This window comes from Serratia sp. JSRIV001, from assembly GCF_019968745.1.
GTDB lineage: Bacteria > Pseudomonadota > Gammaproteobacteria > Enterobacterales > Enterobacteriaceae > Chania > Chania fonticola_B.
In genome coordinates, this window is sequence record NZ_CP074147.1 from 565,941 (window position 1) to 578,349 (window position 12,409).

Consider the following 12,409-nt stretch of genomic DNA (forward strand, 5'->3'; position numbering starts at 1 on the left):
TGGGACAGGGAGATGATGGCTTAGATTAATGTAAAGAGTGGATGCTGACTTGCTGGGTTGAGTAAAAAAACACCAGCAAGGCTTATTTTGTTGTCACAAACGTGCTAACGTTTATGGATGTTGAATACGGAGTATGTAGGAGTTTTGAAGATGGAAAGCCGTATCCAGTTTCGCATTGAAAATGAAACTAAACTGTTGGCACAGAAAGCTGCTGAAGCGAAAGGGACGACCTTAAGTGAAGCCTGTCGGCGTTTAGCGCAACAAATGGCGGACGATCAACGTGCTGCTGAAGAACACGAAAACTGGTTGAAAGATAAGGTTGATGCAGCCTTTGCCCGTTTGCATGAAGGAGAGGCTGTTTATCTTACCCAGCGGCAAGCTGAGGAGAGAATGAGCGACTTTAAAGCCAAAGTCAGGGCGAAATACGCAACCAAATAAGGATTATTATGCGCATCGAATGGGACGACGTTGCGTTGCAAGATCGGGAACGCATTTTTGAATTTCTTTATCCACTCAATTCATTGGCCGCGGAACAAGTTGATGATGAGATTGAACTTGCCGTTGAGTCTCTGCTAGAAAACCCAGAAATGGGCAGGCCTTGGTATGGGGAAGCTCGCAAACTGGTGATCAGTAAAGCCTCCCTATTGCTGATTTATGTCATTTTGGATGAGGTGATAAAGGTTTTAGCCGTCGCCCATCAGCGTGAAAAATTCCCCAATTAACGCAGCTTATGCACCACCTGATTAGCGCTGCCGCGCCAGATCAGCGCCGGGTCTTTTAAATCCTGCACAAACTTGCCGTCTATCAACACGTTAATCCGATCAACGATCTGCATCTGCTCGCTATCCAGTTCATCCAGCTTATAGCCGGTCCACAGCCAGATATCTTTGCCGGGGCATTCGGCGTGTACTCGCTTGACCAACTGCAATACGGCGGCGACGTTGGCCGGGTGCAGCGGATCACCACCGGACAGCGACAACCCTTGGCGTGGAATACGCGTGTCGTTGAGATCGGCTATGACCTGATCTTCCATCTGCTGGGTAAACGGCAGGCCAGAGTTCAGCCGCCAGGTGCTTTTGTTATAGCAACCGGGGCATTGGTGCACGCAGCCTGCGACAAACAGCGTGCAGCGGGTGCCGGGGCCGTTGACCACGTCGATAGGATAATACTGGTGAAAATTCATAATGTTGCGTTCTTTTATATGGCCCCTCACCCCAACCCTCTCCCACGGGGAGAGGGAGCTGGCCCGGTGCGGTGGTCAGGTATGGAAGTCACCTGTGACGCATCCACTCATCTCAAGCCTCTCCTTTAGTAAGAGGGAACTGGCCTGATGTTGTGCTTAGATGCGGAAGTTAATCTGTAGCTAGACTATGTTGAGGACGAATGCCGTCGTTAAGTTGTGGCACATTCGGTCCCCTCTCCCTGTGGGAGAGGGTTAGGGTGAGGGGCCGCTGGCTGAAATTAGCCGATCTGCCCATTGCCCAGATGTTTCACCCGGCGTTTCACTTCTTCCTGCTTACCGGCGTTGAACGGCCGGGCATCCGGGCTGCCCAGATAGCCACACACGCGGCGGGTCACCGACACTTTTGCCGAATCATGGTTGCCACATTTCGGGCAGGTGAAACCCTTGCTGGTACAGGAAAACTCACCGGTGTAGCCACACTCGTAGCACTCATCGATCGGCGTGTTGGTGCCGTAATAAGGCACGCGGGTGTAGCTGTAATCCCACACGTCTTCCAGCGCCTTCAGGTTGTGCTGCAGGTTCGGGTATTCGCCGTAACAGATAAAACCGCCGTTGGCCAAAGGTGGATACGGCGCCTCGAAGTCCAGCTTGTCGTACGGATTAACCTTTTTCTCCACGTCGAGGTGGAAACTATTGGTGTAATAACCCTTGTCAGTCACCCCGGCGACCACGCCAAACTCGCTGGTATCCAGGCGGCAGAAGCGATCGCACAGGTTCTCACTTGGCGTGCTGTACAGGCTGAAGCCGTAGCCGGTTTCTTCTTTCCAGCTTTCGGTGGCGTTTTTCAAGCGCTCAACGATGGCAATGGCTTTGGCGCGCAGTTGCTCGTCGTCGTACACGTGTTTTTCTGCGCCAAACAGCGCGTTGATGGTTTCATGCACGCCGATGTAGCCCAGCGAAATCGAGGCGCGGCCGTTCTTGAAGATCTCCGCGATATTGTCGTCGGCTTTCAACCGCACGCCGCAGGCTCCTTCCATATACAGGATCGGTGCCACGCGGGCCTTGATACCTTCCAGGCGGGCAATGCGGGTCATCAGGGCTTTCTTGGCCAGCAGCAGGCGCTCATCCAGCAACTGCCAGAAGCGGTCTTCGTTACCCTGGGCTTCCAGAGCAATACGTGGCAGGTTCAGGCTGATCACGCCGATATTGTTGCGGCCATCGTGAATTTGCTCGCCGTTTTCTTCATAGGTGCCGAGGAAACTGCGGCAACCCATCGGCGTTTTAAACGAACCGGTGACCTTGACCACCTGATCGTAATTGAGGATGTCCGGATACATGCGTTTGCTGGCACATTCAAGCGCCAGCTGTTTGATGTCGTAGTTGGCGTCACCAAACTTGTGGTTCAGGCCGTCGCGGATAGCGAAGACCAGTTTCGGGAACACGGCGGTTTTACGATTTTTACCCAGCCCGGCGATACGATTTTTCAGGATCGACTGCTGGATCATGCGCGATTCCCAACTGGTACCCAGGCCGAAACCGAAGGTGACAAACGGCGTCTGGCCGTTGGCGGTATGCAGAGTGTTGACTTCATATTCCAGCGACTGGAAGGCGTCGTAACACTCTTTCTCGGTACGGGTCATCGCATAGCCTGCCACGTCTGGGATCTGCCACTGCTGCGCTACCTGCTGATGCTTGTGGAAGCTCTCGGTAACGAAGGGGGCCAGGATCTCATCGATGCGGTTGATGGTAGTGCCGCCATAAATATGGCTGGCAACCTGAGCGATGATCTGCGCGGTCACGGCGGTGGCGGTGGAGATCGACTTCGGCGGCTCGATCTCGGCGTTACCCATCTTGAAGCCGTTGGTCAGCATGCCTTTCAGATCGATCAGCATACAGTTGAACATCGGGAAGAACGGAGAGTAGTCGAGATCGTGATAGTGGATTTCGCCGCGCTCATGCGCCAGCACCACATCGCGCGGCAGGATATGCTGTTTGGCGTAGTGCTTGGCGACGATACCGGCCAGCAGATCGCGCTGGGTAGGGATCACCTTGCTGTCTTTATTGGCGTTCTCATTGAGCAGCGCAACGTTGCTTTGTTCCACCAGGCCACGAATTTCCTGGTTCAGCCGCCCGCGCAGCTCACGCGAGACGTCACGATCGTGGCGATATTCGATGTAGGTACGTGCCAGTTGCTTATACGGGCCAGACATCAGCTGGTTTTCTACCGCCTGCTGGATTTCGTGGATATCGACTCGCGGTCGGTTTTCCATCTGTTGAGCGACCACGCGGGCGACGGTAGCACAGTAGTCGGCATCGACAACTTCAGCGGCCAAAGCGGCCCGCTCGATGGCCTGCTTGATCAGCATCTCGTCAAAAGATACCTGGCAACCGTCCCGTTTAATCACTACTGGTTTCACGTTGTAACTCCTGTCCCCATGGGGGAGCGTCGGCTTATCCACAGGGCAAAACCGCAGGGCGCAAGGGCTGCGGAGGGTGTGGATGATATTGTGGATAACTACTACATATAGGTGGTTGAATCTCTAGGGGCACTATATATGGGTGTGGTGCCGCTTTTTTTGACGTGGGTCAAAGAATGGGGGGAGCAGTTTGAACGCTGTACAGCTACCCGTTACAGGAATATTTGTAACCCTTGCTATCAGCGGCTTGAATGGAAAATGCCGATTATCCGAAAGATCGTTAAAGCGTGATTGCGATCGCATCATGCCGGTTAGCGGCGAAAATGCGCCAGTAAAAAATCGACCCAGACACGCACCCGTGGCGGCAAATCTGCAGAGGCGTAGTAGAGCCAGATTTGCGTGGGTTTAGGCCAGTGATCTGGCAGCACCGGTAGCAATGTTCCCTGGGCAAAGTGCTGTTCCACATACCAGCGCGACAGGCAAGCAATGCCCAGCCCGGCCAGCGCGGAATCTAGCAACATCTCCGGGCTGCTGGCCGTCAGGCGGCCATGCAAATCCAGCGTTTTGTGTGCCAGAGGCCACTTTACATTACGCCCGGTGGCCGGATTGCGGTGCAGCAGGCAGCTATGTTGCAGCAGATCTGCCGGCACCTGCGGTGTGCCATGTTGGGCAAGGTAACCGGGGGCAGCGACCAAGAGCATCTGCATCGCGTAGAGCGGTCGTGCTACCAGCCGGCTATCGGGATCGACCTGGCTGCCGATGCCCACATCAAAGCCTTCACCAACGAGATTCACCACCCGGGCATCCAGTGACAGATCCAGATCGATCATCGGGTAGCGTTGTAAAAACTCAGGGATCAGCGGCATCAGTACCTGGCGGCCAAAGCCTGGGATCATGCTGACGCGCACGCTACCGGCGGGAGGGAGTTGTGTGCCCCCAGCCAGCTCTAACGTGGCGGTCAGCGCTTGCCATAGCGGTGCCACCTGTTGCAACAGGGCTTTGCCTTCGTCAGTCAGCACCACGCTGTGGGTGTTACGTTGGAACAGCCGCAGCGCCAGCTTCTCTTCCAGCACGCGGATATTCTTGCTGATCGCCGCTGGCGTCACGCCCAGCTGGCGTGCAGCAGCGGAGAAGTTCTCTGTCTGAGCGGCGCTGAGAAACGCCGGTAACAGGCGGTGCACGTCAATCGGCAGCGACATAGTGGTTGATACTTTAGGTTGAAGTTAATGTGACTGTTTACAGACTACACCGGAAACGGAGGAAATGAAAAAATGGCTTACTTTCGATAAACAAGGATTTCCCCATGTCGCGTATTTTAGTGTTGACCGCCCACCGTTACCCCGACGAATCCCGCATCAATAAGGCGCTGATCGAGGCGCTGCGTCCTTTACCTAACGTCACCGTGCATGAATTGATGCGCGTTTACCCGGACTACCAGATTGATGTGGCCCGCGAGCAGGAACTGCTGCAAGCGCACGATGTGGTAGTGATGCTGTTTCCGTTTTATTGGTACAGCTCACCGGCGATCCTCAGCGAATGGCAGGATGCGGTATTAACCCACGGTTTCGCCTATGGCAGCGAAGGCACCCAACTGCAGGGTAAGCCTTTGCAACTGGTGGTCAGCACCGGGGGCAACGCGCAGGCCTATTCACCGGCGGGCTATAACCGCTATCCGGTAGCCGACCTGCTGCGGCCGTTTAACGCCGTCGCCAATCTGACCGGCATGGATTATTTGCCGCCGCACCTGGTGCAGGGCGTATTTGATATGAGCGATGAGAAGCTGGCAGAGGAAGCGGCGGACGTAGTGAAGCTGGTGAAAAGTTTTTGAGTTCGGGGACATCCTGAACACTTAACACTGAAGTTTGCTGCTCGGTGTTAAGTGTGGCAACTGTTTGATAACCCGTCTCCCTGTGGGAGGGGACCGATCGAGCGTGTTTGCTGAGGTTATCGCTTTACTACCAAACGAGCAGGGGCTATCAGCTCCCTCTCCCTTTGGGAGAGGGTTGGGGTGAGGGCCGTATTACAGAATACCCGCGCCGATTGGGAACAGAGGATCGACAGAATCGTGTGCCACGTCCTCTTTCTGATCCAGCACCGCCTGCCAGCTGGATGGCAGCTCAAACGGTAACTTACCCTGTGCCTTGCTCTTGCCGGTGATCACATCCAGCACCGCCTCATCGGAAGCACCGAAGTTGGCCAGCAGTACGTCGGTTTTATCCACGATGTTGGTCAGGATCGCCGGGCGATCGAGGTAAACGGAAATCACCGTTGGAATGTTGAGCGCCTTCACCTGTTTGATCAACTGATAGTCTTCACTGCCGCTGTAAGTGCCCGCTTTCTGATCCAGCACCACGGTTTCGGCATCGTCAAAGCCCAGTTGGCCAAAGTTGACCGAAACGCCAAACGGGTAGTGCGGATCGTTCTGATGCGGCGTATCTACTCGCAGGATGGCGATCTCCGCCTCTTGCGGCGTAGCGACGACTTCCAACCCATAGCGTGCCGCCACGGTAGCGTTGACGTTATGCAGGAACACCTTCTTGCCGCTCAGTGCCAATGGCAACAGGGCCCGGTTATTCTGCAACAGGATCTGCGCACGGCGCTGTGCATCATCCCCTTTCTGCTGGAACTCCGCGTTGCCGACGATTTTCACCGCTTTGGCTTCGTCCACGTAAGGTTTCTCAAACAGCCCCAGCTCAAACTTCTGCTGCAAAATACGTGTGACGGAAGCGTCGATGGTGGCGATCGGCAGCTGTTGCTGATTGATGGCTTCTATCAGATCGCTAGGATCGCTGGTACCGCCGAACTGATCGATACCGGCTTCCACCGCTTTCACTACGCGTTCCTGGCGGGTGAGATTCTCAACGCCCCACGACATGCCGATCCCGGCAGCCCAAGGTGAGACTCCGGCGGCGATGTCGGCATCGCTGATGCCGGTGGCGCATTTACCTTCGCAGCTTTCCAGGATGCCCCAGTCACTCAGCACTACGCCGGTGAAGCCAAAGCGGCCACGCAGCATCTCGGTCAACACCTGCTTGTTAAAGCCAAAGCCTACTTCTTCAATCAGCTGATCCTTGTACCACAGGTTGATCGGTTGGCCGTAATAGGGCATCACCGAGGCCACATTGGCGGCAAATGCCCCTTCGAACGGTACCAGGTGGTATTCCAGATTATCGCCCGGATAGACCTGCTCTTTGCCAAAGATATTGTGCGGATCCAACCCGCCAAGCTGTGGACCGCCACCGGCAAAGTGTTTTACTACGGTAATGACGCTGTCTTGGGTCAGGCCTTTGTCACCATGCTGGAAGCCTTCGATATAGGCTTGCACCTGGCGTTTGGCGAGTTGGTTATCCTCGCCGAAGGTACCGTTGATGCGGCCCCAGCGCGGTTCGGTAGCAAGGTCGGCCTGCGGTGATAACGCCATATGGATCCCAACGGCCCGATACTCCTGACGGGCGATATCACCAAAGGTTTTGGACAGTGCCGTATCATCGATTGCCGCCAGGCCGAGCGGCTCTGGCCATTGTGAGAAGCTGCCTGCCGCGACGCTGGTGGCATTCGGATCGTTAACGAAGTGGTTGCGCGGGTCGGTACTGATGGTCACCGGAATACCGAGGCGAGACTTCTCGGCCATTTCCTGCAACGCATTGTTATCGGCAGAAATATGCTGTGGATCGCCCGCCATGCGGGTAATGAAGGTGTTGACGAAGCGTTGATTCACATCTTCTTCGGCGGCGCTGATATCGACGCGGCCAGCACCATCGAGGCCAATGGTACCATGCATCATGGCACCGGCTTTTTCTTCCACGTTCATGCGGGCGGTCAGATCGCGGGCGCGGGTGGCGCTATCAAGACGCCAGTCTTCATAAGGGTCTAGCTGGCCGTTTTTATTCAGATCTTTAAATTTCAGCCCGTCGACGGTAAGCGTGGGAATATTTCTGCTCTCCAGCTCCGCCTGATTACTCGGAGTAATCTGGGTGTCATTATTGTCACAGCCGGTCAATCCGGCGGCGAATAAACCACTGACTATAAATATCGACTTCCTTTTGATGGTCATAAAGAGTGCTCCATTTCACGAGCGGTAAAAAGGCCGATGGGAAAAATCAGTCTGGTGGTTTAATTAAAATAGTTATATTTATTATTTAGTTATGTTTTTAATCTGGTTTTTACCTATTATTGCATGTTTTTTTTACAGCGTGAAATAAATCTATTTGCAATTTGGGATATCCTTCACATTTTAATCTTGGATGCAGATCTTTTTACGCCAGAAATAGCGTAATAATGATTTGGGAAGAAATATAGGGGAGTTAAGTGTAATTGTGCCGGGTGACTTATTTATACGGGGAATAATAAAGGTCAATTACTCAGTGTTAAATATATGATTCAACGGTAGGGCGTCGCGGTGAGATCCGCTGCCTGGCAGGCGCTGAGTCACAGAGGAAGTGTTCTCAGCGCCAATTTCAATGTTCAAGCCCTACAAAATCATTATTTTTCAAACGATTATGTATAGGTTGTATCAAACAACTCCCGGTGACCCATCAGGACTCCAGCAGCCACCAACTTGCTTCGAAAGGCCGCAAAACTCCGGCCCGTGGCTGCTCTGCAGCATCCATATAGTTGCTTATCAGCGGTCGCCACAGTTCAGAAAACTCAACGCCGGCGGCATCCCATGCCAACGGTTCGCGGCTCAGGTTCGCAACGACCAGCAACCGTTGCCCATTCCAACTCCGTTGATAACACCACAATGCCGGGTGAGCCGGGGCCAGATCCTGATAGTCGCCGCGAGTCAGCAGCGGATACTGCTTGCGCAGGGCGATCAGATGGCGATAAGCGTAAAACACCGAATCCCGATCGGCCAATGCTGCCGTGGCATTAATCTGCGGGTAGTTCTCTGCACAGGCAATCCAAGGCGTACCGGTGGTGAAGCCAGCGTGGGCTGTTGCGTCCCACTGCATCGGCGTACGACCATTGTCCCGTGATTTGCTGGCCAGAATAGCCAACAGTTCGTCTTGGTTTCTTCCCTGAGCCAGCAGTTCGGCGTACATATTCAGGCTTTCCACATCGCGATAGCTTTCGATTTGCTGGAAGCCCGGATTGGTCATGCCGATCTCTTCACCCTGATAGATATACGGCGTGCCCTGCATACCGTGCAGCACCATCGCCAGCATCTTGGCAGCGGTGACTCGCAGTTCGCCCTCGTCGCCAAAGCGCGAAACGATGCGCGGCTGGTCGTGATTGCACCAGAACAAAGCGTTCCAGGCGCGGTTATGCATGCCTTGCTGCCAGTGGTGGAAAATCTGCTTCAACTCGACGTAATCCGGCGCGGCCAGCGTCCATTTCTGCCCATTGGCATAGTCTACTTTCAGATGGTGGAAGTTGAAGGTCATCGACAGCTCGGCACCGCTTTGCGCCGCATACTGTTGGCAATGCTCCAGCGAGGTTGAAGACATCTCGCCCACGGTCATCAGGCCGCGTGGCTGGAACACGTCGCGGCTCATCTCCTGCAAAAACTCGTGAATGCGCGGGCCGTCGGTGTAGAAACGGCGGCCATCGCCCTGGCTATCGCTTGGGAAGTCCTGCTGCTTGGACACCAGGTTGATTACGTCAAGGCGCAGCCCATCCACGCCTTTATCTGCCCAGAACTGGCACACTTTCTTCAGCTCTTCGCGCACCGGCGGGTGTTCCCAGTTCAGGTCGGCCTGCTCGGTAGCAAACAGGTGCAGGTAATATTGGCCGCTGTCGGCATGCCATTGCCAGGCGTTACCGCCAAACTTGGAACGCCAGTTGTTGGGCAGGGCGTCACCTTCGCCATCGCGCCAGATGTAGAACTGACGCAGCGGGCTGGCAGGATCCTGCGAAGCCTTAAACCACGGATGCTCGGTGGAGGTGTGGTTAAACACCATATCCATCACGATACGGATGCTGCGCTGGTGGGCCTGTGCCACCAGGTGTTCGAAGTCGGCCATGGTGCCGTAGGCCGGATCGATGGCGCAGTAATCGGCGACGTCGTAGCCATTATCGACCTGGGGCGAGACATAGACCGGCGTCAGCCAAATGGCATCGACGCCCAGTTCCTGCAAGTAGTCCAGCCGTTGTGTCACCCCAGCCAGATCGCCATAGCCGTTACCGGTGCTGTCCTGGAAGCTCTTCGGATAGATTTGATAAATAACGCCGTTCTGCCACCAAGGGATGATATTGCTCATAAAAAAATACCTTTCAGTTTAAACCGGTAACTCGCCGCGGCTGGCTTTGCGTTTGTAAACCATCATGGTCAACAGCAGCGGGATCACTACGGCCACCAGGATGGCTACGGAGTAGATCAGCCAGAACTGCGGTTGGATAGACAGGATGCCCGGCAGGCCGCCCACGCCGATGCCGTTGGCCATCACGCCGGTCAGGCCACAAATCAAGCCTGCGAAGGCGGAGCCGATCATCGCGCACAGCATAGGGAAGCGATATTTCAGGTTGATACCGTACATGGCCGGTTCGGTAACGCCGAGATAGGCGGAGATAGCGGCCGGTACGGAAATTTCACGTTCGTTGGCCTTGCGGCTGACGATGATGATGCCCAGCACCGCCGAGGCTTGCGCGATATTGGACAGGGCAATCAGTGGCCAGACTGGCGTGCCGCCCATGCTTTGGATCATCTGCATATCGATGGCCAGCGTGGTCTGATGCACCCCGGTGATCACCAACGGTGCATACAGGAAGCCAAACAGTGCCGCGCCGATTGGGGCAAAACTACCGGTCATCACCCACTTCACCGCCCAAGCTACGCCATCACCGATCATGCGGCCAAACGGACCGATCAGCGTGTGTGCCAAGAACACGGCCAGCAGCAGAGAAACTACCGGTACCACCACCAGATACAGATAATCCGGCACGATCTTTTTCAGACGGGTTTCGATCCAGCCCAGCGCCATACCGGCGAGGATCGACGGGATCACCTGCGCCTGATAGCCCACTTTCTCAATGGTGAACCAGCCAAAGTTCCACACTTCCGGCACTTGCTGGCCGAGCAGGTATGAGTTCATCAGCTGTGGGGAGACCAGGGTGATCCCCATCACGATGCCTAGCACCGGGGTACCGCCCATCTTCTTCACCGTTGACCAACAGATGGCCACCGGCAGGAACATAAAGATGGCCTCGCCCAAGAGCCACAGGAAGTCGTAAATGGTTTTCCAGGCGGGGTGCATCTGGGCCAGCGTTTGGCCGCCGGACATCGGGATATCGCCGATCACGTTGCGGAAACCCAGGATCAAACCGCCGCTGATCAGGGCTGGCAGCAGCGGGAAGAAGATCTCGGCGAAGTGGGAGATGCCACGTTCAAACCAGGTCATATTCTGGCGGGCGGCCAGCTTGGCCTGTTCTTTATCGGCTTCGTTGATGCCGGTGGCAGCGATTAACGCCTGATAGTAATCACCGACTTCGGGGCCGATCACCACCTGGAACTGCCCGGCGTTGGTGAAGCAGCCTTTGACCATGCGCAACTGCTCAATCTCTTTCGGCTTGGCCTTGGCGGGATCGTTAAGGACGAAACGCAGGCGGGTAATGCAGTGGCTGACGGTGGCGATATTCTCGCGGCCACCCACCAGCACGATCAGGCGATCGATGTCCTGCTGCTGAACTTTGCTCATTATGGCACCTTTGTTATCAGTGAGGCTCAGAGGTATTGATGTTTTTAAGCTTAGTCACTTGGCCGTGGTTATTAAATGGGAACGTTCCCAACTTGCGGTAAGGATCACAAAACGAACAAGAAAGCCTCAGGTAGCGTCACAACGAATGCTGGCTACGATACGAAGGGGGCGCCGCATGGTGCGCCCGTTGTCAGGCAAGTTTGCAGGGGATAATGATTTGGCGGATGCTCAGTTCACCACTCAACTGGCCCAGCAGTTGAAGGGCCGCCTGCTGCCCAGCGGTGCCATAACCTAATTCAACGGAAAATGTCTCTGGGAACAAGAAGTTGAGCATTGGAGTGTTACCGATGGCGCACACCTGGATTGGCGTAATCTGTTGCTGTTGCAGGTACTTCATCGCACCTAGCGCGATGGTATCGGAGGCGCACACCAGCGCGGTGGTTTGCGGTTCAATCACGTTGGCGGCCTGTTGGAAGCCGCTCTGATAGCTCAGTTCTCCCAGCGCCACGACCGGTGAGATCTTCTGTTCGCGACAGGTATCCAGATAGGCCTGATGACGACGCATCCCGGTGGTGGCATCGGACTCCTGTACGCCAAGGTAGCTGATATGGCTATGACCCTGCTTGCGTAAGCGCTGCATCAGCAGTTTCACGGCTCCTTCATCGTCATAACAAACGGAGGAGATCCCCGGATATTCGCGGGCGACTACCACCATCTTTTCCTGCCATGGTTTGAGCATGTCAGCGGTCAGGCCGGTAAAGCCGAACAGGATCACGCCGTCGACGTTGCGCTGGCGCAGTACGTTGAGGTGCTCCTCTACCAGCCAGGTCTCAAACTGGCTTTCCATCACGATCGGATCGAAGCCCTGCTGATACAGCAGCGGCAGCATGGTGCGCACGGCCTGATTTTCCGAAGGGGAATCCAGACGGGAAACGATAATGGCGACCACTTTGTCGCTCTGGCCGCGCATGGCTCGCGCCGATTTTGATGGGGTAAACCCCTGGCTGCGGATCACCGCCTCCACCCGTTCACGGGTTTGCGGGCTTACGCTGCCTTCGTTATTCATCACGCGTGAGACGGTAGACTTGCCTACCCCGCTCAGGCGGGCGATATCCTTGATTGTCAGCCGGTTTTGCATGGTTTACTTATCGTTTAGGTTATGAGGCTTAAACTTA

The 12,409-nt window shown here is 55.2% G+C and carries 10 protein-coding genes; 3 read left to right on the forward strand and 7 right to left on the reverse strand.

The features are described 5' to 3' along the window. Nucleotides 1-150 precede the first annotated feature (150 nt). On the forward strand, nucleotides 151-438 hold the full coding sequence (locus KGP17_RS02530) for a type II toxin-antitoxin system RelB/DinJ family antitoxin (protein ID WP_021179086.1): 288 nt from the start codon (nucleotides 151-153) through the stop codon (nucleotides 436-438). Between the two features lie 8 nt (nucleotides 439-446). Beyond that, complete coding sequence (locus KGP17_RS02535) at nucleotides 447-722, forward strand: type II toxin-antitoxin system RelE/ParE family toxin (RefSeq protein WP_059199563.1); 276 nt, start codon at nucleotides 447-449, stop codon at nucleotides 720-722. Here KGP17_RS02535 and nrdG read toward each other — a convergent pair. From nrdG to KGP17_RS02550, 3 genes are all read right to left on the reverse strand, one after another. Then, nucleotides 719-1,183 (reverse strand): anaerobic ribonucleoside-triphosphate reductase-activating protein, encoded by a 465-nt coding sequence (gene nrdG / locus KGP17_RS02540; protein WP_021807485.1) that lies wholly within the window; start codon nucleotides 1,181-1,183, stop codon nucleotides 719-721. The two genes, KGP17_RS02535 and nrdG, sit on opposite strands and share 4 nt — an antisense overlap. A 278-nt stretch (nucleotides 1,184-1,461) precedes the next feature. Continuing rightward, nucleotides 1,462-3,600: an anaerobic ribonucleoside-triphosphate reductase gene (nrdD, locus tag KGP17_RS02545; protein WP_166733970.1), complete on the reverse strand. Its 2,139-nt coding sequence runs from the start codon at nucleotides 3,598-3,600 to the stop codon at nucleotides 1,462-1,464. A gap of 311 nt (nucleotides 3,601-3,911) precedes the next feature. After that, nucleotides 3,912-4,799, reverse strand: coding sequence for a LysR family transcriptional regulator (locus KGP17_RS02550; protein ID WP_218519932.1), 888 nt, complete (start codon nucleotides 4,797-4,799; stop codon nucleotides 3,912-3,914). A gap of 104 nt (nucleotides 4,800-4,903) precedes the next feature. Here KGP17_RS02550 and KGP17_RS02555 point away from each other — a divergent pair, with 104 nt between their 5' ends. After that, complete coding sequence (locus KGP17_RS02555) at nucleotides 4,904-5,428, forward strand: NAD(P)H-dependent oxidoreductase (protein WP_179252830.1); 525 nt, start codon at nucleotides 4,904-4,906, stop codon at nucleotides 5,426-5,428. A gap of 192 nt (nucleotides 5,429-5,620) precedes the next feature. Here KGP17_RS02555 and KGP17_RS02560 read toward each other — a convergent pair whose 3' ends face one another. The 4 genes from KGP17_RS02560 to treR all read right to left on the reverse strand — a co-directional run bounded on the left by KGP17_RS02560 (nucleotide 5,621) and on the right by treR (nucleotide 12,372). Then, the gene (locus KGP17_RS02560) at nucleotides 5,621-7,654 is read right to left on the reverse strand and encodes a glycoside hydrolase family 3 N-terminal domain-containing protein (RefSeq protein WP_223498791.1); all 2,034 of its coding nucleotides are present in this window, start codon (nucleotides 7,652-7,654) and stop codon (nucleotides 5,621-5,623) included. 481 nt (nucleotides 7,655-8,135) lie between these two features. Next, nucleotides 8,136-9,800 (reverse strand): alpha,alpha-phosphotrehalase, encoded by a 1,665-nt coding sequence (gene treC / locus KGP17_RS02565; RefSeq protein WP_223498792.1) that lies wholly within the window; start codon nucleotides 9,798-9,800, stop codon nucleotides 8,136-8,138. 18 nt (nucleotides 9,801-9,818) lie between these two features. Further along, a complete protein-coding gene (treB, locus tag KGP17_RS02570) occupies nucleotides 9,819-11,234 on the reverse strand; it encodes a PTS trehalose transporter subunit IIBC (RefSeq protein WP_021179093.1) in 1,416 nt (471 codons plus the stop codon). Between the two features lie 190 nt (nucleotides 11,235-11,424). Next, on the reverse strand, nucleotides 11,425-12,372 hold the full coding sequence (treR, locus tag KGP17_RS02575) for a trehalose operon repressor TreR (protein WP_223498793.1): 948 nt from the start codon (nucleotides 12,370-12,372) through the stop codon (nucleotides 11,425-11,427). Nucleotides 12,373-12,409: the final 37 nt, after the last annotated feature.